This is a genomic window from Tropicibacter sp. Alg240-R139, from assembly GCF_900537075.1.
GTDB lineage: Bacteria > Pseudomonadota > Alphaproteobacteria > Rhodobacterales > Rhodobacteraceae > Falsiruegeria.
The window spans coordinates 1,044,867-1,066,821 of sequence record NZ_UNRA01000001.1 but is presented as its reverse complement, the minus strand read 5'-3'; the positions used below and the strand labels follow the sequence as shown (position 1 = coordinate 1,066,821).

21 protein-coding genes are annotated in these 21,955 nt (G+C 57.9%); 10 read left to right on the top strand and 11 right to left on the bottom strand.

The window, feature by feature from the left end:
- Nucleotides 1-41: 41 nt before the first annotated feature.
- The 6 genes from G6R15_RS05220 to G6R15_RS05195 form a co-directional block, all read right to left on the bottom strand.
- Entirely contained in the window at nt 42-1,028 is a 987-nt protein-coding gene (locus G6R15_RS05220; protein ID WP_164658706.1) for an ABC transporter ATP-binding protein, read from the bottom strand.
- On the bottom strand, nt 1,025-1,999 hold the full coding sequence (locus G6R15_RS05215) for an ABC transporter ATP-binding protein (RefSeq protein ID WP_164658705.1): 975 nt from the start codon (nt 1,997-1,999) through the stop codon (nt 1,025-1,027). Before G6R15_RS05215 ends, G6R15_RS05220 begins: the two co-directional genes overlap by 4 nt.
- On the bottom strand, nt 1,996-2,871 hold the full coding sequence (locus G6R15_RS05210) for an ABC transporter permease (RefSeq protein ID WP_164658704.1): 876 nt from the start codon (nt 2,869-2,871) through the stop codon (nt 1,996-1,998). Before G6R15_RS05210 ends, G6R15_RS05215 begins: the two co-directional genes overlap by 4 nt.
- Before the next feature lie 114 nt (nt 2,872-2,985).
- On the bottom strand, nt 2,986-3,960 hold the full coding sequence (locus G6R15_RS05205) for an ABC transporter permease (RefSeq protein ID WP_164658703.1): 975 nt from the start codon (nt 3,958-3,960) through the stop codon (nt 2,986-2,988).
- Between the two features lie 60 nt (nt 3,961-4,020).
- The gene (locus tag G6R15_RS05200; protein ID WP_164658702.1) at nt 4,021-5,574 is read right to left on the bottom strand and encodes an ABC transporter substrate-binding protein; all 1,554 of its coding nucleotides are present in this window, start codon (nt 5,572-5,574) and stop codon (nt 4,021-4,023) included.
- 102 nt (nt 5,575-5,676) lie between these two features.
- Entirely contained in the window at nt 5,677-6,618 is a 942-nt protein-coding gene (locus G6R15_RS05195; protein WP_164658701.1) for a LysR family transcriptional regulator, read from the bottom strand.
- Between the two features lie 96 nt (nt 6,619-6,714).
- Between G6R15_RS05195 and G6R15_RS05190 the strand changes: the two genes are divergently transcribed.
- Both G6R15_RS05190 and G6R15_RS05185 read left to right on the top strand, forming a co-directional pair.
- A complete protein-coding gene (locus G6R15_RS05190; protein WP_164658700.1) occupies nt 6,715-8,343 on the top strand; it encodes an amidohydrolase in 1,629 nt (542 codons plus the stop codon).
- The gene (locus tag G6R15_RS05185) at nt 8,343-9,206 is read left to right on the top strand and encodes a GTP-binding protein (RefSeq protein WP_306432339.1); all 864 of its coding nucleotides are present in this window, start codon (nt 8,343-8,345) and stop codon (nt 9,204-9,206) included. The genes G6R15_RS05190 and G6R15_RS05185 overlap by 1 nt, the downstream gene beginning before the upstream one ends.
- 189 nt (nt 9,207-9,395) lie before the next feature.
- Here the strand turns inward: G6R15_RS05185 and G6R15_RS05180 are convergent, their stop codons facing one another.
- The gene (locus tag G6R15_RS05180; protein ID WP_164658698.1) at nt 9,396-9,851 is read right to left on the bottom strand and encodes a rhodanese-like domain-containing protein; all 456 of its coding nucleotides are present in this window, start codon (nt 9,849-9,851) and stop codon (nt 9,396-9,398) included.
- Nucleotides 9,852-10,021: 170 nt separating this feature from the next.
- On the opposite strand from G6R15_RS05180, the gene G6R15_RS05175 reads away from it, so the two are divergent.
- The 4 genes from G6R15_RS05175 (at nt 10,022) to G6R15_RS05160 (ending at nt 15,203) form a co-directional block, all read left to right on the top strand.
- Nucleotides 10,022-11,428 (top strand): M20 family metallopeptidase, encoded by a 1,407-nt coding sequence (locus G6R15_RS05175; protein ID WP_164658697.1) that lies wholly within the window; start codon nt 10,022-10,024, stop codon nt 11,426-11,428.
- A 95-nt stretch (nt 11,429-11,523) separates the two neighbouring features.
- The gene (locus G6R15_RS05170) at nt 11,524-12,957 is read left to right on the top strand and encodes a Do family serine endopeptidase (RefSeq protein ID WP_164658696.1); all 1,434 of its coding nucleotides are present in this window, start codon (nt 11,524-11,526) and stop codon (nt 12,955-12,957) included.
- Nucleotides 12,958-13,165: 208 nt separating this feature from the next.
- Entirely contained in the window at nt 13,166-13,846 is a 681-nt protein-coding gene (locus G6R15_RS05165) for a response regulator transcription factor (RefSeq protein ID WP_164658695.1), read from the top strand.
- A gap of 49 nt (nt 13,847-13,895) precedes the next feature.
- Nucleotides 13,896-15,203: a HAMP domain-containing sensor histidine kinase gene (locus tag G6R15_RS05160; RefSeq protein WP_240336663.1), complete on the top strand. Its 1,308-nt coding sequence runs from the start codon at nt 13,896-13,898 to the stop codon at nt 15,201-15,203.
- A 188-nt stretch (nt 15,204-15,391) separates the two neighbouring features.
- Here the strand turns inward: G6R15_RS05160 and G6R15_RS05155 are convergent, their stop codons facing one another.
- The 3 genes from G6R15_RS05155 to G6R15_RS05145 form a co-directional block, all read right to left on the bottom strand.
- Nucleotides 15,392-16,846 carry a hypothetical protein gene (locus tag G6R15_RS05155; protein WP_164658693.1) on the bottom strand — a complete coding sequence of 485 codons (1,455 nt, stop codon included), beginning with the start codon at nt 16,844-16,846 and terminating at the stop codon, nt 15,392-15,394.
- A gap of 99 nt (nt 16,847-16,945) precedes the next feature.
- The gene (locus tag G6R15_RS05150) at nt 16,946-17,236 is read right to left on the bottom strand and encodes an adenylate/guanylate cyclase domain-containing protein (protein ID WP_164658692.1); all 291 of its coding nucleotides are present in this window, start codon (nt 17,234-17,236) and stop codon (nt 16,946-16,948) included.
- 338 nt (nt 17,237-17,574) lie between these two features.
- Nucleotides 17,575-18,333, bottom strand: coding sequence for a creatininase family protein (locus tag G6R15_RS05145; protein ID WP_164658691.1), 759 nt, complete (start codon nt 18,331-18,333; stop codon nt 17,575-17,577).
- A gap of 56 nt (nt 18,334-18,389) precedes the next feature.
- Between G6R15_RS05145 and G6R15_RS05140 the strand changes: the two genes are divergently transcribed.
- Nucleotides 18,390-19,016 carry an XRE family transcriptional regulator gene (locus tag G6R15_RS05140; protein ID WP_164658690.1) on the top strand — a complete coding sequence of 209 codons (627 nt, stop codon included), beginning with the start codon at nt 18,390-18,392 and terminating at the stop codon, nt 19,014-19,016.
- Nucleotides 19,017-19,064: 48 nt separating this feature from the next.
- Here G6R15_RS05140 and G6R15_RS05135 read toward each other — a convergent pair whose 3' ends face one another.
- Nucleotides 19,065-19,835, bottom strand: coding sequence for a transporter substrate-binding domain-containing protein (locus G6R15_RS05135; protein WP_164658689.1), 771 nt, complete (start codon nt 19,833-19,835; stop codon nt 19,065-19,067).
- Between the two features lie 130 nt (nt 19,836-19,965).
- Between G6R15_RS05135 and G6R15_RS05130 the strand changes: the two genes are divergently transcribed.
- The 3 genes from G6R15_RS05130 to G6R15_RS05120 are packed head-to-tail and all read left to right on the top strand — an operon-like array spanning nt 19,966 to nt 21,832.
- Entirely contained in the window at nt 19,966-20,706 is a 741-nt protein-coding gene (locus tag G6R15_RS05130) for an amino acid ABC transporter ATP-binding protein (RefSeq protein WP_164658688.1), read from the top strand.
- A gap of 14 nt (nt 20,707-20,720) precedes the next feature.
- A complete protein-coding gene (locus G6R15_RS05125) occupies nt 20,721-21,479 on the top strand; it encodes an amino acid ABC transporter permease (RefSeq protein WP_164658687.1) in 759 nt (252 codons plus the stop codon).
- Between the two features lie 17 nt (nt 21,480-21,496).
- Nucleotides 21,497-21,832 carry a carboxymuconolactone decarboxylase family protein gene (locus tag G6R15_RS05120; RefSeq protein WP_164658686.1) on the top strand — a complete coding sequence of 112 codons (336 nt, stop codon included), beginning with the start codon at nt 21,497-21,499 and terminating at the stop codon, nt 21,830-21,832.
- The last annotated feature ends 123 nt before the right edge of the window (nt 21,833-21,955 follow it).

The window sequence follows — 21,955 nt, the reverse complement described above, 5'->3', positions numbered from 1 at the left end:
GAAAAACGGCCCCCTAAAGGGCCGTTCTCTCTAAAAGTTATTTACGCTAGGTCAGCCGGTCCGGGAAAGTGGCAGGCGACCGCAGTCCCCGCCCCTGAAACAAGGTCTGGCGGGGTGTTTCGACAGACCTCTTGCGCCCGTGGGCAGCGCTCGGCAAAAGCGCAGCCCGGTGGTGGGTTGATCGGGCTTGGCGGATCGCCCGAGACCTTGAGCGGGCGCACGTATCCCTTGGATTTGCGCCGCGCGAGCGACGGGGCTGCCGACAACAGCGCCTGTGTGTAGGGATGCTGTGGTGCCTCAAACAGCGCCGCAGTCGGCCCGCTTTCGACGATCTTGCCCAGATACATCACCGCCACTTCGTCACAGACGTGTCGCACCACGCCCAGATCGTGACTGATGAACAGGTAGCTTAGGCCCAGTTCTGTCTTGAGATCAGCCAACAGGTTCAGAATCTGAGCCTGGATGGCCACATCAAGCGCGCTGACCGGCTCGTCACAGACCAGTAGTTTGGGATTTGTCGTTAGCGCCCGCGCGATCGATATCCTTTGACGTTGTCCACCCGAGAACTGATGCGGAAACAGGTTCAACTGATCGGGCCGCAAACCCACCAAAGCAAAGAGCTCCTCGACCTTGGCATGGCGTTCTTCGGGTGTGCCTATCTCCATCAGGTCCATTGGCTCGCGCACGATGTCCACCACCCGCGCCCTAGGATTCAGCGAGGAATAGGGATCCTGAAAGATCAGTTGCACATCGCGGCGACGCTGACGCATCGCCTCGTCGTCCAACTCCAACAGATCCTCCCCCTCAAACAGCACCTGACCTCCTGCGGCTTGGGTCAGCCTGATCGCGGCCATCGCTGTCGTCGTCTTGCCCGAACCGCTTTCACCAACAATTCCAAGCGCCTTTCCCGCCTCCAGCTGAAACGACACTTGCCTGACCGCTTCCAGATGCGGGCGTTCGGCAAAGAACGACGGTTTCGGCAGGGAAAAACGCACAGTCAGATCACGCACTTCCATCAGAACACTCATAGCCGCGCCTCCTCTATCCCGTGGCAGGCCACCGGGTGATGACCATGACTGCCCAGCAGAGGCTTTTCACGCGTACAGCGGTCTTGTTTAAACGCGCAGCGGTCGGCGAAAGCACACCCCTGCCCCAACAGATGTAGCGGCGGCACGACACCTGGGATTTCGGCCAGACGGTGATCATCCCGTCCAAGCGCAGGGATGCAGTCGATTAGCCCGCGTGCATATGGATGCTGCGGATAATCCAACACATCGTCGGCCGTGGCATCCTCGATCACGCGACCGGCGTACATCACCGCCACCCGATCGGCCATTTCGCTGATTGCGCCCATGTCGTGGGTGATCAGGATAATAGCCACGCCAAAGTCGCGCTGGATCTCGTTCAGCAAGTCAAAGATCTGCGCCTGCACCGTCACATCCAGCGCCGTGGTTGGCTCATCCGCGATCAGCACCTTGGGGCGGCAGCTGACCGCCATGGCGATCATCACCCTCTGACGCATCCCGCCGGACAACTGGTGCGGATAATCCCGCGACCGCGCCTCGGGGCTGGGAATGCCGACGCGATCCAGCAAAGCGACCGCATCTTTCAACGCTTGCCGCTTGTCGACCTTTTGGTGAAGCATGATCGCCTCGGCGATCTGGGCACCCACGGTGAACACCGGGTTGAGCGAGGTCATCGGTTCCTGAAAGATCATTGCCGCATCCGGCCCCCGCATCGCCCGAAGGCGTGCCGGGCTGGCGGTGGTCAGCTCCTCTCCGTTCAGGCGGATGGACCCGCCCGCGATGTTGCCCGGCGGCGATGGGATCAACCCCATCACCGACAGCGCAGTGATTGACTTGCCGCAGCCGGATTCTCCGACAACGCCAAGCGTCTCACCCTCGTTCACATGCATCGACACGGAATCCAGTGCCGTCACTTCGCCATGGCGCGTCCGAAAGGTCACGCGCAGGTCTTCGATTTCTAAAAGCGCGCTCATCTTTCCCTCAACTTCGGATTAAAGGCATCGTTCAGTCCGTCGCCGATCAGACTTACGGCGAAGACGGTGAAAAAGATCGCAAGCCCCGGGAAGGTCACCGGCCACCAGGCGTCCAGGATGTATTCCCGGTTGGCGCCAATCATCAGACCCCAGCTCATCACATTGGGATCGCCCAGGCCCAGGAAGGACAGGCCCGCCTCGAACAGGATGGCGACCCCAATGGTCAGCGTCGCCGACACGATCAGCGGCGGCGCTGCGTTGGGTAGGATCACTTTCCAGATGATCCTCTTGTTGCGCGCGCCAATGGCACGGGCGGCAGTCACGTACTCCAATTCCTTGATCTTCAGGAACTCGGCCCGCGTCAAACGCGCGGTCTGTGGCCAGCTGACGACCCCAATGGCCAAGGCAATAGTCCAGAGCGACGGTGACAGAAGCGTCACCAGTACCATCGCAAACAAGAGCGCGGGCAGCACCTGAAAGAACTCGGTGATGCGCATCAGCAGATTGTCGACCCAGCCGCCATAATAGCCTGCCAAAGCACCCAGAGAGATGCCAATCACCATGGTCAATGCAGCAGCCGCTAAGCCCACGGCCAACGTCGGACCGCCCCCAGTCAGCATACCTGCAACGATGTTGCGTCCCAGATAGTCTGTGCCCAAGGGAAACTCGGGCGTCGCACCAGGTGGCTCATGCGGGGCCCAGACGATATCGAACGGGTCGCCACTATAGAGGAAGGTGCCGTAAAGCGTTGCACCCACGATCACCAACAACATGATGACCCCGATAACGGCCGGAATATTGCGCCGGAACATCCGCCACGCTTCTAACGCGGGGCTTTCGGCCTTGAATTCAGTCATGGTTTCGTCAGACATCGGGGCCCCCCTTCATCTGGCTGAAAATATCCCGGGGGGTCCGGGGGGCTGGCCCCCCGGCGATGGGCGTGGTCCGGGGGGCCTGCCCTCCAGCTTTGAAACGAGAAAACAACATCACCGCCCCCTCAATCTCGGATCAGCCAGGCGATAGCTCAGATCCGTCAGAATATTGGCAACCACGACCATGAAGGATGCAAAGAACAGTACCCCCATAATGGTCGGATAATCGCGCCGCAGAATGCTGTCGAAGGCCAGCCGCCCCATGCCGGGCCAGTTGAATACCGTCTCGACCAGCAGCGCGCCAGAAATCAGGTTGCCAAACTGCAGGCCCGCTACCGTCAGAATCGGCAGCGCCGCATTGCGCAGGGCATGTTTGAACAGAACCGATCCCTCGGACGCGCCCTTGGCCCGCGCAGTACGGATATAATCCGAACCCAAAACTTCGAGCATCGAAGCCCGCGACAGGCGCGCGTATTGCGCCAGATAGATGATCGCGAGCGTGAATGCCGGCAGGATCAAATGGTGTAATACGTCCAAGGCGCGCACAAAGAACCCTGCATCGCGCAGCTTGACCGATTGCATCCCCTCGACCGGAAAGATCGGCACGACGCTGGCAAAAAGGATGATCAGCATGATCCCGGTCCAGAACACCGGCACCGCATAGCCGATGGTGGCAAAGATAGAGACAAAGGCGCTCATCGGGCCGTTGGGTTTGCGCGCGGCGATGACACCCAGGAATACGCCCAACACAATCGACAACAGCTGCGCAGTGATCACCAACAAGATGGTCGGCCCGATCCGGTTCCCGATCAGTGTGGTGACCGGCTGGTTGAAGAAAAAGCTCTCGCCCATGTCGAACTGCGCCACATTGGCGATATAGATGCCCAACTGGGTCAAGACCGGCTTATTCAGCCCGTATTCCTCGCGGATGCTTTCCAGCATTTCTTCTGTGGCACCGCCCATTTCGCCCGCAATCACCACCGCCGGGTCGCCGGGGGCCAGTCGGATGAGTAGGAAGTTCAGGATCACCACACCCAGCATCAGCAGCAGGCCGTAAAACAGGCGCCGCAATATATATGAGATGTTCATAATGTGCCTTTCAACAACCAGGGTAGCGGGTCAGCCACCCTGGTCTGATAGGTTAGTGGATCACTCGGACCAGCTGACCATGTCCATCGGATGCATGGTGCCCCAGATGCCCGTGGGCACGTTCTGAAGCTTCTTGTCATAAGCCGTGTGATAGGGCAGCGCGTTGATCCAGTAGATTGGTAGATCTGCCGCCACCAGTTGCTGGAATTCGCCATAGAGCGCCTTGCGCTTGACCGGATCGGCCTCGACCGCCGCCGCGTTCAGGACCTCATCGACCTTTTCGTTGGCGTACTGCTGGGTATTCGACCAGATCACGCCCTGACGTATGTTCGACGACAGATAGGTGCGGTGCACACCAATCACCGGGTCACCCCAGTTGAACACTACGTCCATGGACAGTTCAAAGTCATGCCCACCAACACGACCCGCCCAAGTCGGAAAATCCGGCGCCGCGCGAACGGTTACGTTGATGCCGATCTTTTTAAGCTGCGACTTCATGTATTCCGCAAGGGATTGCTGCTGTTCCTTGGGACCGGGGATATAGTCGATGGTCAGATCCATGCCATCAGCAAAACCCGCCTCGGCCATCAGCGCCTTGGCCTTGTCCAGATCGACGTCATACGCCGGGATGCTCTCGTCAAAGAAGGGCGAACCTTCGATGATCGGACCACGCTGCGGTGCCGAAACACCCCGATGCAGCGCCTTGGTGATAAACTCGCGGTCCACGGCATAGGCGATCGCCTGACGCACACGCACATCGCTCAGCTTTTCGGATGCGGTGTTGAACGCCAGCCAGTTAATCGGTCCAACGGCAGCATAGCCATCCGTCGTTACACCCAAGTGTTCGGCTTTTTCCAGACGCTTGATTTCCTGACTGCCGGCCATGAAGGGATACAAATCCGCCTCACCGTTCTCCATCGCGATCAGCAGGGCCGAAGGGTCCTTGATGATACGGATAATGATCTCATCCAACTTGGGACGGCCATCAATGAAGAAATTCGGGTTTTTCTTCATCACCACGGCCTCACCCGGGGTGAATTCTTCCAGCATGAAGGGGCCCGAACCAACGGGTGCCGAGTTTGCAGGGTGCGATTTTGCGTCCTGACCGTCGCCGTAGACGTGTTTGGGCAGAACCGGCGCAAGTGCGGGCGACAGGGCCAAGAGCAGCGCGGGGTGCGGCTGGCTGAGCTTGATTACTACCGTATGCGCATCGGGTGTTTCGATGTCTTCGACCGGCGCGAACATCGACTTGAAGGGGTGGTTTTCCTTGGTCGTCATGATCGAAAAGGCGACATCTTCGGACGTGACCGGCTTGCCATCATGGAACGTGGCGTTCTGCACAAGGTTCAATGTCACGGACAGGCCGTCTTCGCTGACCTCCCAGCTTTCGGCCAAATAGGGCTGCGGTTCCCAATTTTCGTCGTACCGCAGAGGTGATGCAAAAATCTGAGTGGACGGGACAGCCGTTGCGATCCCCGATTGCACTGCACCGTTCAGATGTCGCGGCACCTGGGTCGACGCGATCACAAGCGTTCCGCCATCTGCAAATACTGGAGCCGTCAGACTGGTGACGGCAAGGGAAACAGCGCCCAAAAGGCGTGTCATATGCTTCATGGTATTTCCTCCCTTGCAGGCTCTTTATGAACCTTACATGTCAGAGGTTAGCGAAGGCCGTAGTCACAGAAAACAGTTCTTTCTGTAGCGGAAAACCCTATTTTATGCTGTTTTGCGCAGCTCCCTCTGCATGACCAGATGATCAAAGGCGTGCTCAGCTGTCAATTCCTGCGTGATCCGCCGTACAGCGCTGACAATGGCCGACCCCTTGAGCCCCTCGACAAAAGCCACGCCCAAAGCTGGGGAAATAGTCGCATCCGAAATCGGAAGGGCGCGATACCCGTTACGCCCGTCGCGGTCGCTTGGGCCACAGATGTTCAGGATCGAATATCCGAAATCACTTGCTACCAACCCGCGCAGAACCGAGCTTGATTTGGTGGAATGCACAACGTTGGGTTCCAAATTCAACTCTTGGAAGAGAGACCGAAAATATTCTTCGGTCAGGGGCAAATCCAGCAAAATCATCGGCAGCTCCGCAAGATCCCGCAAGCTCACCCAGGCTTGTTCGGCGAGCGGCGAATTATTTGGCAACAACGCCCAAGGGTGCGCCTCGAACAGTTGATCAAATGGCAATCCCTTGATCGGATCCTTCTGGTAGGTCAGTGCCAAATCGACCCCCCCCGACAGTAATAATTCGGCCATCGTGTTCATATCGCCCTCAGCCAGTTCGATCCGAATGCCTGGGTACCGCTGCGCCAGTCGCGACAGGATCGGCGGCAACACGTAGGGCGCTGTTGGTGCATAACACCCCAGTCGCAACGTGCCGGTTGGATCACCGGTCAGCGACATCAGATCGGACTCGAATACTCGCGCCGTGTCCAGAAAGGCTGACACCCGGTCCCCGACCCGCTTGCCCACTTGCGTCGCGACGATCCCTTTGGCAGGCACTCGGCGAAACAGTTCGGCACCCACACTTTGCTCGATCATGTCGATCGCAGCCGTGATAGATGATTGTGAAATATTCATCTCGACTGCGGCACGGGCAATAGACCCGTTGCGTAGCGCCGCATCAAAATAGCGCAGCTGCTTCAGCGTGAAATTCATCCGCTTCCCTCATTTTTTCCCTCAATGCCTGACAGTAATTCTATTTTACAGCGGATCAATCCCCCGCTACGCCTAAACCATATCGGGGAGGACAACATGTCGGAAATTACTGTATTTGCTGCACAAAAAATAGTCACAATGGACCCAAGCAGGCCCGAGGCGACCCATGTGGCGGTTCAGGATGGGAAAATTCTGGCGGTCGGAGGCCCAGATTGCGCCGATGCCTGGGGGCCGGTGAACCATGACGGAAGCCTAGCTGACAGCGTTCTGATGCCCGGATTTGTCGAGGGCCACGCGCATATGATGGCAGGCTCAATGTGGCAGTTCGCCTATGCTGGATTCCACGACCGGATCGATCCGAAGGGCAAGCTGCACAAGGGCATGACCGATATCGACGCCGTGGTGTCCCGCTTGCGTGAATTCGCTGCTGACCTCCCCCCTGGCAAGCCAGTTGTAGCTTGGGGACTGGACCCTATTTTTCTACCAACCGAGCGACTGAATCGGACCCACCTTGACAGCATCGCCGATGACCGCCCTGTCATGGTGATGTTTTCCAATTTCCACCTGATGTGCGTGAACTCGACCTGCCTGGAGATGGTGGACTACACGCGCGAAACCAACGTCGAGGGCGTTCTCAGGGGCGCGGATGGTGAACCAACCGGCGAGTTGCAGGAAATGGCGGCGATGTTCCCGGTCATGCGCCGCACGGGTTTGGACTTTCGCGGCTTGTCGCAAACCCCCGAGGCGGTCAAAACCTATGCCGATGTGTGTCGTCTGGCGGGCGTGACTACGATCACTGATCTGTTCTCCCATATGGAGGAAGAAGACCTGGAGGTTCTGACCCAGGTCACGGGACGGGATGACTTTGGCCTGCGCCTGGTCCCAGCCCTGGCTGCTGTAGGTGCTTCGCCACAAGACATCGCGGACAAGGCAAACCGGTTGGGCAAAAAATCGACCGACAAGCTGCGGATGGGCGCGGTCAAATTGATGACCGACGGCTCGATCCAAGGCTGGACTGCCCGGGTAAAGTGGCCCGGTTACGTAGGTGGCCATCCAAATGGCCTGTGGAACACGCCGCCCGAGCAAATCTTTGCGTTGTGTGAGACCATGCAGGCCAATGGCGTGCAGATGCATATTCATGTGAACGGGGATGAAGCGTCGTCTGTTTCACTCGACGCACTAGAAGAAGCGTCGCGTAAACACCCTTGGCCCTCGGCCCGGCACGTGCTGCAACATTGTCAGATGATGGGCCCGGACCAATTCCGCCGCTGCCGAGAGATGAACGTTTGCACCAACATCTTTTCCAACCACATCTGGTATTTCGGCGACCAACACGCCGCCCTGACCATTGGCGAAGACCGCGCCACTCGCATGGATGCGGCCCGCTCGGCACTGGACGAAGGGGTAAATATCGCGCTGCATTCCGATGCGCCAGTGACGCCTCTGGGGCCGTTGTTCACCGCCTGGTGTGCGGTGAACCGTCAAACCATGAGCGGACGAACTTTGGGCGATGATCAGCGGATCACCGTGGATGAAGCACTGTATGCCATCACGCTCGGCGCCGCCTATACGCTGAACCTGGATGCTGAAATTGGCAGTATCGAGACCGGCAAGCGCGCGGATTTTGCAGTACTGGGCCAAGACCCCACAGGCGTCGATCCGATGGCGCTCAAGGATGTGCCGATCAACGGCATCGTCTTTGGCGGCAATGTGCAGATGAATTGATGCGCCTGCCCCTGACGGTGATCAGCGGCTATCTGGGCGCTGGCAAGACGACGCTTATCAATCGGTTATTGGCCGAGGATCACGGGCTGCGCCTGATGATCCTGGTCAATGATTTTGGTGCCATCAACATCGACGCGGCGCTGATCGAATCCCGTCAGGACGACACGATCTCGCTGTCCAACGGCTGCGTCTGCTGCACCATGGGGGCGGATTTGTACATGGCGCTGGGCGATGCGCTGGACCGGACGCCGCGCCCCGATCACCTGATCGTCGAGGCCAGCGGTATCGCTGACCCCGCCGCCATCGCCAACGCAGCCATTGCCGAACCAGATTTATCTTACGCCGGGATTATTACGCTTGTGGATGGGCTGAACGGGGCTGATTTGTTGCGCGATCCACTGATCGCACCTCAGGTTGCGCAACAGATCAAAGTCGCGGACATGGTGTTGATCACCAAAGCAGATGCCCCCCCGCCAGAGCTGTCACAGACCCTGTCCGAGCATGATTTGCGTGTGCCGCCTGTTCTACAAGTCAAAGCGCCCGTTGCCCCCCTGCTGTCGGACACTCTGCCTCGCCCAAAGGGGCGCGCCACAGCGCCACATCCGGTTTACGTGAAGTGGGCGTCGGACGATCCGGGGGAACTAACACGATCCGAATTAAAGGCTCGCCTTACGGCCCGGCCAGACGGGTTGTATCGTGTAAAAGGGTTTGTTGCCGGGCCAGACGGCATGAACGAAGTGCATGTGGTGGGCAAACACCTCGATGTCCGCGCCTCGACGGCACAAGCCCCTGCTCTTGTCGCCCTGGGACTGTCCGACCGGCTGACCACTCGACAGATAGACGACTGGTGGTTCGCAAGATGACCAGATCGAATGACCGCAATGGTCAAAAAGAGGTAAATCGTGGTTCTACTCCTTGAACTGATGCGTCGTGTATTCAACCTTCAGTGAGCAGGACTGAGGGGATCACCTTACAACCGCGTTTTTGATTTAACAATCGCAGCGCGGACCTTTCGGTCGTTAGATGCCGCGCATTTCCGATTGTTTCACAACTTAGTCTTGGTCGTGATTGTTGCCTGACCATGCTGACCATCCATCGGCGAAATGGTATACGTTGGTATAGCCCCATTCCAGAGCCATAGCGCTGGCAATCGCAGACCGCGGGCAGGCCGAGTGATTGCAATAGAACACCACTGGCTGCTCCTTGGCTGCGTGTTGGGCCAAACTGCTCTCGGAAAACTGCGTGTTAAGTTCCAGGCCGACCGCCCCTCTGATATGCGCAATGTCGTACCTCCAAACGTTTCGAAGATCGACAAATACTGCACCCTCTGAATACAGCTCTAGCGCCCGATCCAAGTCAATTCGTTCAGCGCCTTCGACGACAAATTCACCTGCATCTGTTTTTGTGACCAAATCAGTTCGATCAATATTTTCCTGCGATATGGACTCTCCGGCGCCAAAACCTGTCAAGATTACCGCCACAGCAACTATCGACAAACGTTTTAACATTTTGGGTCCCTCCCTCTCACGAGCCTATCAGCATCTAGCGAAAAGGCCAAAAACGCGCCAATTCTCTGCTGGTCGCGTTTGGCCAACCTGACCGCCAGCCCCGCGAGCAGATTGACATCTGGTGGTCTGCCCATTGATCTGGTTCAACTGGCCAAATCAAAGAGGTTCTCATGTCCCGCACCGCTGCCCTGTCCGCTGTTGAAGCCCGTTTTACCGATGGCCGGTTCTGGGCCAACCTCGAGCGGCTAGTCTCTCGGCAAACCGAAAGTCAGAAACCCGACAACCTTGCCGCGCTGATGTCTTACCTGACCGAAGCTTTGCCCACCCATTTGCAGGCTTTGGGGTTCAGATGGGCGCTGCATGACAACCCCGATCCCGCAGGGTGTGCTTTTCTGGTGGCGGAACGGATCGAAAACCCAGACTTTCCCACTGTGTTGTCATACGGGCATGGCGATGTCACCCATGGCCAGCGCCGGGATTGGCAAGACGGGGTTGAACCGTTTGCGCTGACCCAAATCGGCGACCGGTTCTATGGCCGGGGCAGCGCCGACAACAAGGGGCAGCATCTGATCAACCTGCACGCTTTGGCCTCGGTGATCGAGGCGCGTGGGAGCCTGGGATTCAACGTCAAACTTCTGATCGAAATGGGCGAAGAGATCGGTTCGCCCGGCCTGCACGCCTTTTGCGCAGCGAACACAGAGTTGCTCAACGCGGACGTCCTGATCGCCTCAGATGGACCACGTTTGCAACCTGACGTGCCCACCGTCTTTATGGGCGCGCGCGGAGGTTTGAGCTTTGAGCTGCGTGTAGACTTGCGCGATGGGGCACATCACTCGGGCAACTGGGGCGGACTGCTCGCTGATCCGGCAATGATCCTTGCGCAGGCGCTGTCGACCATCACAGACCCGCGCGGCCAAATCCGCATCCCGGAATGGCGCCCTGACAGTCTGACGCCTGAAATACGGGGAACTCTTGCGGCGTTGCCCTCCTTCGACGGGTCGGACCCCGCCATTGATCACAATTGGGGCGAGGCCGATCTGACCCCGGCCGAGCGGGTGTTTGGCTGGAACTCTTTTGCCGTTCTGGCCATGCAATCGGGCAAGCCCGAGGCGCCGGTCAACGCCATTTCGGGCCATGCATCTGCGACCTGTCAGTTGCGTTATGTGGTGGGAACGGACGCCGACAACATCCTGCCAAGCTTGCGAAAACACCTCGATACACACGGGTTTCATCAGGTCGAGGTCGTGCCGACGGATGGCGGCGCATTCCCGGCCACCCGGCTTGATCCCGGCCACCCTTGGGCGCAATTCGCCATCCTCTCGATCAAAGCGACAACTGGCGCACCGCCCCATGTGCTGCCAAATCTCGGCGGCTCGCTGCCCAACGAATGTTTTGCCAAGGTGCTGGGCCTGCCAACGATCTGGGTTCCGCACTCTTACCGTGGTTGTAATCAGCACGCGCCCAACGAGCATGTTTTGGCCTCGACCTGCCGGCAGGCCGGACAAGTGATGACCGGGCTGTTTTGGGACTTGGGTGACACCGAAACACCCCACCCGCCAAAATTATCGGAAGATTAAGAAACCTTAATCCGGCGAACAGGTAATCCACAGACGCAGAGAATATTCCTTGTCTCAACCCCGGGAAAATCCGGGTCGATGACAGGAGAAAACTCATGAGCATTCGCAAAACCACCCGCTTCACCGCTGGCCTGCCCGGATGGGCGGGCGCATCTGCCCTCTCGGCCCTGTTGCTGGCCTCGACCGCGCTGCCAGGTGCAGCCGACGAAGCGTTGGCCGATTTGGTCGAAGAGGTCGGGCCCTCGGTCGTGACCATCCTTGCCACTCAGGAGGCCACGACCGAGCCTGCGAGCATGAAAGGCCGCGGGATGGAAAACCACCCGTTCGGCGAGTTCTTTCGCCAATTCGGCATGCCCGAAGGCATGAAGCCCGGCCCCCAAGGCCCGAAACAGGGATTGGGTTCGGGCTTTATCCTGGAAGAGGACGGGCTGATCGTCACCAACCACCACGTGATTGATGGCGCCGACACGGTAACCGTCCGCTTGGCCGATGATCGCGAGTTCGAGGCCACTATTGTAGGCGCTGACCCATTAACCGACCTGGCCGTGCTGCAGATCGAGGCCGACGGCCCCCTGCCCGCCGTCGACCTGGGCGACAGCGATGTAATCCGCGTCGGCGAGGATGTGGTGGCTGTTGGCAACCCGTTCGGCCTGAGTTCGACTGTGACCACCGGCATCGTTTCCGCCAAAGGGCGCAACATCTCGGAAGGGCCTTATGCCGATTTCCTGCAAACCGATGCGGCCATCAATAAAGGCAACTCGGGCGGGCCTCTCTTCAACATGGACGGCGAAGTTGTCGGCGTGAACTCGGCAATCTATTCACCCACAGGTGGGTCGGTGGGTCTGGGTTTTGCCGTGACATCCAACATCGTGGACACCATCGTGGCAGATCTGGTCGACGACGGTCGGGTAGATCGTGGTTGGCTGGGCGTGTCGATCCAGAACGTCAGCCCCGACATCGCGGCTGCCATCGGTCTGGATGGCGCAAAAGGTGCTCTGGTCTCGGATGTGGTCACGGACAGCCCCGCTGATGGTGCCCTAAAATCCGGCGACGTGATCGTGAGCTTTGATGGCAAACCGGTGAAATCCAGCGCCGACCTGCCCCGCCTTGTGGGCGCGACCAAGACCGGTACCGACAGCAAGATCGAAGTGATCCGCAATGGAGAACCTGAGCAGGTGACCATCACCATCGGCACGCATCAGTTGGCGCAGGCCCAGGTCGAGCCACAAATCGACGAAACCTCGGGCAAGCAAATGGGCGTGACGGTCGCCCCGCTCACCGACACAGCGCGTGCCGAGATCGGTGTCAGCAAGGATGTCTCGGGCGTTGTTGTGACCTCGCTAAATCAGGATGGAGCCGCTGCCAAGGCAGGCCTGCGGGTCGGCGATGTGATCGTGAAACTGGGCAGTCAGGAGACCGAGACCCCCAAAGAGCTGAAAGCAGCCCTGAAAAACGAAAAGACCGATCCAGCGCTGGTTCTGGTCAACCGGGGCGGCAACCAGCTGTTTGTGGCGGTCGAAATCGCCTGATCCAGCCTGACCCAGACGGGCGCGCGTGATGTACGGGGAGTTCGCCGCGCGCCCTGATGTTCAGCGATCGTGGCCTGTCCCCAGGTCGCTGAACCGACCGGGCGCGCCCATCCGCGCCCGGTTTGCCCCTTGCCTCTCACGTGACGCCCCCTTGACGTCGCGAAGAAAAAGCCCGCGTATATACCGACAGAACAAGGATAATCCGCGCATGAGCCGCCGCCTCCTGATTGTTGAAGACGACACTGACACCCGCGAATTCCTGGCCAAAGGGTTTGCGGAAGAAGGGTTCACGGTGGAAACCGCACCGGACGGGCGCGAGGGGCTGTTTCATGCGACCGACGGCGGGTTCGATGCTATCGTGTTGGACCGAATGCTACCGGGGTTGGACGGGTTGGCACTGATCAAATCCATCCGGGCAGCTGGGTTGAAAACACCTGTATTGATGCTGACCGCGATGAGCGCTGTGGATGAAAGGGTCAAGGGTCTGCGCGCGGGCGCCGACGACTACCTCGTCAAACCGTTTTCCTTTCAAGAGCTGCACGCGCGGATCGAAGCGCTGTTGCGCCGTCCACAGGACACCGAAGACAATTCGGTGCTCTCATGCCGTGATCTGGAAATGGATCTGCTCAAACGCCGCGTGACCAGAGACGGCCGAGAGCTGACGCTGACCCCGCGCGAATTTCAGATCCTGGAGTTTTTTCTGCGGCGCAAAAACCGCGTTATTTCTCGCACTATGCTGCTTGAGGGTGTGTGGGAGTACCATTTCGACCCCAATACCAATATCGTTGATGTTCACATCTCGAAACTCCGCCGTCAGGTTGACGATGGGGCCGATGTGCCGCTAATCGAAACCGTGCGCGGCGCAGGCTACATGATGTCCGATGGCTAAATCTTTGATCTTATGGCGCAATGCTAGAACACGGCTTGTATTCGCCAGCATGTTTCTAAGCACATTGCTCACTGCACTGGTGTTGGGTCTGGTTTATGTCACCGCCAACCGTACCATCGAGAACGAGACCCGCAGTGTGGTGACCGCCGAATTGGCGGGCCTGCGCGATGAGTACGAGCGATTGGGAACCATCGGCCTGATGGTCGCGATTGATCGCCGTGTACAAGATGCCGCCGACCGCGATGCGCTGTACTTGCTAACGGACGCGCAGGGCAATGTGCTGGCAGGCAATCTTGCAAGTTGGCCTGACGGGATCGAACCCGGATCGGGTTGGGTCGATCTGGACCTGACCAAGATGTCTTCGGGCGAGGATGTGTCGATCTCGGCCGCTTCGATCCGCCTGCCCCTTTATGAACGGCTCCTGGTGGGTCGCGATGCCTCGGCCAGGCAGCAATTCGACCGGGTGCTACTGCGGTCAGTCGGTTTAGCGTTGATGGCAGCACTGGCGCTCAGCTTGCTCACCGGATGGTTGCTGACGCGACTGGTGTTCTCACGCTTGGCTGATATCGTGCAGACTGCAGACGACATCGTTTCCGGCGATTTGACCCGACGCATCCCGATGCGTGGCAGCGGTGATGAATTCGACCAGATGGCGCAGACGCTCAACGACATGCTCGACAAGATCGAGGAGCTGGTGGGCAACCTGCGCATGACCACAAATTCCATCGCTCACGACTTGCGCAGCCCGCTCAGCCGGTTGCGCCAACGGGTCGAACGTCTGACCGATCCGACCAGCGCAGTGCCCGACCGCGAGGCGGACGCCGCCCGCGCCTTGGCCGAAGTCGATCATCTGTTGCGGGTCTTTTCTCAACTGACCGAGATTTCGCGGGCCGAGGCGGGCTTGGGCCGGGATGAATTCGAAGACGTGGATGTTGGGGCCTTGGTGCAAGATGTGGCCGAGTTCTATGAACCCGTCGCTGCAGATCAGGACATCAGCATCATCATCGAAGGCACCGCCGGGCCGATCCCAGGGCACAAACCGCTTTTGGCGCAGGCACTGTCGAACCTGCTGGAAAATGCGCTGCGCTATGCCCCTGCAAGCAGCACCCTTACGGTGGCCTTGGCCAATGTAGAGGGCGGCTTGACCCTGAGCGTGCGCGATCAGGGCCCTGGCGTGCCCAAAGACCAACTCGACCGTTTGGCACAGCCTTTTGTCACGCTTGACCCGGCTCGCACGAACCAAAGCTCGGGACTGGGTTTGGCGCTGGTTGCGGCCATTGCGCGGATGCATGGCGGACGGTTCGAAGCGCGCAACCTTAATCCAGGGTTGGAAGCGATGATCACCATCACGAGGTGATCACTCGTGGAGATTGATGCAGGCTGTGCAATATTGCGGAGGTTCGCGTTTATCAAACTCGAAGCTGTCTCAACTTTCAAACGGATCTGGCTCTATGTCTGCACGACGGACAAACTCGCCTTTAGCTGCAGGTGGTTCAATGACCGCTTTCAGACATTGGCAAAACTCTGCCTAAAATTGTCCACCAGTCATTCAGGGATCTCAGCCGCGCGAAGCGCTTCCACAAAAGTTGTGACCCAATCTCTGTTAACTTCGCCATAGAATTTGCCAAGCACGCTTTGTATTGAATAGCCTGGGGCCTCCGTCTTCAGGCGGTTTGCATAAAGCGTCACGTCGTCGGGATTATCCGCCAGCGCTGAAAGAACGACAAGTCTCGCCAAGGTCTGCGGCTTAAGGCGTACGTCTTGTGTGTCAGAACCCAATACGGCGTCATAGAAGAAACGCGCCTCTTCGTACCGATCCTGCCGCAACAAGGCATCACCAAGCGCGCGCGGCGTCCAGTCGTGAAATCGTGGCTGACGGCGCAGGACGTTGCGAAAGACCACCTCGGCCTCTTGTGGTCGATCCAGTCGCAACAGGGCCAGCCCGACACTGACCTCTACATCGCCATTGGCCTTGGCAATATGCAAATCCACCTGATCCTGGGTGGCTGAAAAATCTTGTCGAGAAAGTGAAACCCAAGCCAACACGGCATGCAGACCTGCATTTTCCGGATCAGCCTCAATTGCCTGTTCAGCGTAGCCCTGTGCAATCGAAAAATCAGGCGCGGCCCAACCCATTGTCACTGCTTGCCAATGGGCCCAAGCCGCCATTGTCAGGGCACCAGAGTCATTCGAATTCAATGCCAACATTTCATGCGCAATGCTCTTGGCTCGGGCGTTTCCTGCTTGGTCCCAACGTTGAAATGTGTCCACGACTTCAATGCCCAAGCGGATGCTTTCCAGCGTCGTGGCTTCGGAATATCTTGATCGCAGCGTGGCTCCGGACCCTAGTTCGGCATCAACGTTGAATGCGACCTGTTCTGCAATCGCATCCTGGATCTCAAACAACGCCTCGAATGACAAAGCCCGATCCAAGGTTTCTCCCCACAGCAAGCGCCCGTGCAACGCGTCAACAAGTTGGGCTGAAACCAGAAGACTGTCGCCCTGAACCTGATACGTGCCACTTAGTACGTAGCGAACACTGTTCGCTTCCGCAGTCTCTTGCGCCGCCGAGACACCCTGTCTTCCGGGAATGGACTCCGCTGTAACAACCAACAAAATGGGCGAGCTGGCCAGCGTGTTAATGAGGGTTTCGGTCAAGCCACGGCCAAGGTAATCCGTTTCTGCGCTGTCGGACAGGTTTTCGAATGACATAACCGCGATGGACGGGTCCTTCGGCAATTCGAACACCATCTTGTCTGGATCAGCGGGTGTGAAATCAGTACGCTGGGACCACCAGTATCCGCCAAGCGCGAGCGTCAGAACGATAGTGGCTGCGATAGCAACAAACCTGCGGGCGCCGCTTTGGGCTTTTGACGCACTGGTTCGTTTCCCTGCAAGATCCGGGTCAAGTAGCACACGCCAAGCGCGGATCGGGCGCGCAATGTTTTTGACCTGAACCTCGCTCAGGTCTTCGAAACCGATGTCTTCAACATTTCGCAATTGGTTGTAGGCGTCACCCTATAGGCAAATGCCGCCAGGTTCTGCCAGGGCCTCGAGGCGGGCCGCTATGTTCACGCCATCGCCATGAATATCCCCGTCCTAAAGAAAAACATCGTCCAGGTGAATGCCGATGCGGTAGTCGATACGCTTGTCCTTGGGCTGGTCGGCCTCCCGCTTGGCCATCTCTCGCTGAAAGTCAGCGCTATAAGCAACCGCCTCTACAACACTGGGGAATTCCGCCGGCAGGCCGTCTCCTGTTGTCTTGACCACGCGACCGTGATGGTTGGCCAACGCTGGATTTATGAGGCCATTACGATGCGATTTCTGCCGCGAAAGAGTGGCCGCCTCATCCTGCTCCATAAGGCGAGAATATCCGACCATGTCGGTCATCACGATAGCTGACAGTCGCCGCTGCAATCTGACCCCTTTCTATCTCGGCGTATCGTAGCCAGATTGAAGGTCTTACGGCAATGTCCTTCTCGGAATCGATCAAAGCTTGGACGCCTCATTGAGCTTGCGAACCGTGGGGTACGCGCCAATCGCAAGCCGGTTCAAAACTGTCGACAAGAGAGAAAAAACCTTGCAACTGACCCTTGGCTTAAATCGGGTGAAAATCCGCACCACAGTGGCAAGTTGATGCAAACCGACCTTTGGACAACGTGCAGCACCTATCAAAGTGAGCTCAACGCGAGCATGTCTTTTATGCACTTTGAGCCGATAGGTTCAGCTTATTGCTCTCTCTTCAAATTCATCTGACCTTCGGAATAGCTGACAAAAGCATCGGCAACGCCTTGAGCCGCCAGTTGCAGCAAGCGCTCGCCGTGATCTGGCCGGGCCAAAACGGAATGAGAACCAACCCGGCCATCGGGGAACATGGCGCGGTGTTCGTCCGGAGGGCCGTGCTTGTCACCCCTGTGGGCGTTGATGTACTCGGCGCTCAGGGCCTCGGGCGGGTTTTCGGCACCGTTGGCAGGCAGCACGCCAATCAGGGCCTGGGTGATGGCAATTTCGGACGGGGTGGCATGCATCCCTTCCCAGGCGCCATACAACTCTTGCCGCAGTGCGTTGACCTCTTGTGGTTCCCACCAGCTCAGTAAGGTCAACGCGCCGGACTCCAACGTGTCGGCGATCTGCCGCAGAGGCGCGATATTTGCGCCATGACCGTTGACCACAAAAACACCATCGAACCCTTGGGCCAACAGCCCTCGGATCACTTCACCAGCGTGGGCCGCAAACACCCCTTCTGAAACAGAGACCGTTCCCGGAAAGCCCGTATTAAAAGGCGCAGGCGTATAAGCCAGCGCAGGTGCCACGATGGCATCGCACAGTTTCGCCGCTCGTTGCGCAATCGCATCCGCACAAATCGTGTCCGTCCCGATCCGGCCCATGGGGCCATGCTGCTCGGTCGAGCCCACGGGTAGCATCACACAGGCGCCCCTTTCGATCCGTTTGCCCACGTCTGGCCATGTCATGTCCGACAGTTGCATCGCCCGCCCCCTTTTGCGCTCTTTCGGTTTGCATCTATGCATACTACGGTTCTGACATGGAAGACTCAGCCCCTGCCCCGCAAGCGCCCCAACAAACTGCGCCCTCTCTGGATCAGACCGTTGGCGCCGCCGTCAAGCATCACCGAATGCTGGCGGGCTTGACCCTGGCCGAACTTTCGCGACAGGCGCACGTGTCGACCGCAATGATTTCCAAAATCGAACGCGGTCAGGTCTCTGCCTCGCTCGCAACGCTGGAAGCATTGGCAACGGGCATCGACATTCCGCTGATTAACTTTTTTGCCGGCACTGTGCGCTGGTCTGACATGACCTTCGTCAAAGCCGGCGAAGGGATGACAGTTCAGCGCCTAGGAAGCGATTTTGGCCATGTCTACAAGATGATCGGTCGGGCCAAGGCCGATCACGTCAGTTTCGAAAGCTTTGACGTCACCTTGGAACGTCCACTGTCTTCGCGTCCGGTCTATATTCATCGTGGGGTCGAGTTCATTCATATGGTCGCAGGCGAGATGATTTTCCGATGCGGGGACGCAAAATACCACATGTGCCCAGGTGACAGCCTGTCATTCGACAGCAATTCGGCTCATTGTCCTGAAAAGCTTCTGACGGACAAAGTGCGGTTCATTACCGTGATCTCAAAAGCAGAAAACGGGCCCTCCACAACATAAAAGGGGCCGCTGCGACAGCGACCCCCTTCACACCGTGAGTGGCGGTTATCACAGGCCCCACTTGGCCTTTGTCTCCTCAAAGAAGCCCTGCGCCTGTTTCACTTTGACCCAGTTGTTCACGTAGTTGATCCAAACCTGATCGGCCTGTGGCAATAGCATGGCGATGGGCGACGGTGAGCGCGGACCGGTTCCGGGGACGCGCGTCACAGGGAATTTCTGTTCCAGCGTGGACCCTTCGATGTTCGAGGTAATGAAAACATCCGCACGGCCTGCCAGGACTTCTTGGAAACCACGGGCGGGTGCCTCGACCACCTTGATATCAGCGTTCGGGAACCATTCACGGACACGCTTTTCAAAGGTGGTGCCAAGGGTCGTCGCCACTTTCACGCCGGGCTGGTTGATCGAGTCATAACCGTCAAAGTTTCCAGCTTTGTCCTTGAGTGTATACGGGTACAGTTCGACCGAGATGTAGCTTTCCGAAAAACCTGCAACCTTCATCCGCGGTGGCGAGATCGAGGCCGAACCTGTCATGTGGTACTTTCCAGCCACGACGCCATTAACCAGCGTTTTCCAGTCCGTCGGGACAAATTCAACCTCAACTCCCAGATCGGCGGCCAGCTGGTTCATGACGTCGATGTCGAACCCCTTGTAGCTGTTGGTCGCCGGGTCGCGCAGGGTCATTGGGTTCCAGTCGCCGGTCGTGCCCACCTTGAGCACCCCGCCGTCCAGGATTTCATTCAGCGCTGATTGCGCCTGTGCCGCGCCCGCCAGCGCGAGGCTGACAGCGGCAACAGCAGCGGCCTTAAGAAGGTATTTCATGAGATTCTCCCGTTGGTGGCATTTTGTTGTGGGCATGATAGCCCGATTGCTGCTTGATTTAAGGCAAAGATAACTCATATTCTCAAGAAAAAATTTTCCCCCCAGGAAAATTAGCCCCAGGGAGAGTGCCATGCCAGAAACCGCAATCGAGCTTGTTGGAGTCAACAAGTGGTATGGCACGTTTCATGTGCTCAAGGACATCAATCTGACCGTCGGGACCGGTCAAAAAGTCGTTATTTGTGGCCCTTCTGGATCTGGAAAGTCCACGGTCGTCAGATGCATTAACCGGTTGGAAGAACACCAAAAAGGTCAAATCCTCGTCGATGGAGTCGAACTCACCAACGATGCGGCTTCGGTGAACCGGATCAGGTCCGAAGTCGGCATGGTATTTCAGCAGTTCAATCTGTTCCCGCACCTCACTGTTCTGGACAATTTGACCCTTGGTCCGATCAAGGCGCGCGGCATGACCAAAAAAGAAGCCGAAGAACGCGCGCGCCACTATCTTGAGCGGGTTCACATCCCCGATCAGGCCGAAAAGCGCCCCGGTCAACTGTCCGGTGGACAACAGCAACGGGTGGCGATTGCCCGGTCATTGTGCATGGAACCCAAGGTTCTTCTCTTTGATGAGCCTACTTCCGCGCTTGATCCGGAAATGATTTCCGAAGTGCTCGACGTGATGGTTGATCTTGCCAATGAAGGGATGACCATGGTGGTGGTGACCCATGAGATGGGGTTTGCCCGCAAGGTGGCTGACAACATGATTTTCATGGATGCGGGCGAGATCGTCGAACACGGCCCACCCGAAGAGTTCTTTGGTGCCCCCCGATCAGAGCGGTGCCAAAAGTTCCTCAGCCAAATCTTGCAACATTAACAATGTGGCGTAACATGAAGAAAATACTTACCTTTACCTTGCCACTTCTTATCCTTTCGGGATGTTCCAGTTCTTCGATTTGGGGTTGGTACGTCATTGATCCGCGCACCAATACCGGCTGGATTAATATCAAATTCCTGATTTCGGGCATGGGCGACACTATCCTAATTTCGGTGATCGCCGCGACAATCTCGATCATTCTAGGGCTGCTTGTGGCAATGCCCGGATTGTCAAACCGTTGGCCAATCCGAATGATCAACCGGGTTTATGTGGAATTTGTTCGCTCGATCCCCCTGCTGCCAATGCTGTTTTGGGTGTTTTACGGGCTGCCGATCATCTTTCAGTCGATGGGTTTGAACGTTCCAATCGACCCATTCTGGGGCGCAATCATCACGCTGGCGATCTCGGACAGTGCCTTTACCGCCGAGATATATCGCGCAGGTATTCAGTCGATCCCGAAAGGCCAAAGCGAAGCGGCTCAGACCATTGGCCTGACCTACAGCCAGTCAATGCGTTATGTGATCCTGCCGCAAGCGATCCGCCGTATTTTGCCACCCTTGGCAAACCAGTTCATCTATATCGTGAAGATGAGCGCCTTTGCCTCCGTCATCGGCATGCAGGAATTGACCCGCCGCGCGAATGAGTTGGTGGTGACAGAATACCGCCCGCTGGAAATCTATACCCTGCTGATCCTGGAATACCTGGTGCTGGTCCTGATCATCAGCGCGGGCGTGCGCTGGCTGGAACGGCGCATGGGGGCAGACGAACGTTGAATTAGGAGAGTTGACAAATGGACTGGAACGCATTCATGGCCGAGATTGAGGGCGACATCGGCACCTACGCCAAAGAAGTGCCCGACACGATGAAAGGGTTCGCCACCATGGGCGCTGCGGCCAAGAAAAGTGGCGCGTTGGATGAGAAGACCAAGGAAATCATGGCACTTGGCATTGCGATTGCGACCCGCTGCGACAGCTGCATCGGGTTTCACGTCCGCTCGCTGGTGCGCCTTGGCCTGACGCGCGAAGAGATGTGCGAGGCGTTGGCGATGGCGACTTACATGGGGGGCGGGCCGTCGCTGGCCTATTCCGCAAAAGCGCTCAAGGCGTTTGACATATTCTCAGCCTAAACAGGTGTGTTCCGCGTGCAACGACGGGGGGCACTCCCGCCCGTCGTCGATGTTTCTGACGAATCACCTCCTCCCGTTGGGCCGGGCCTCGCTTCGCTCGGCGGGCGGCGCTTGTTTTAAGCG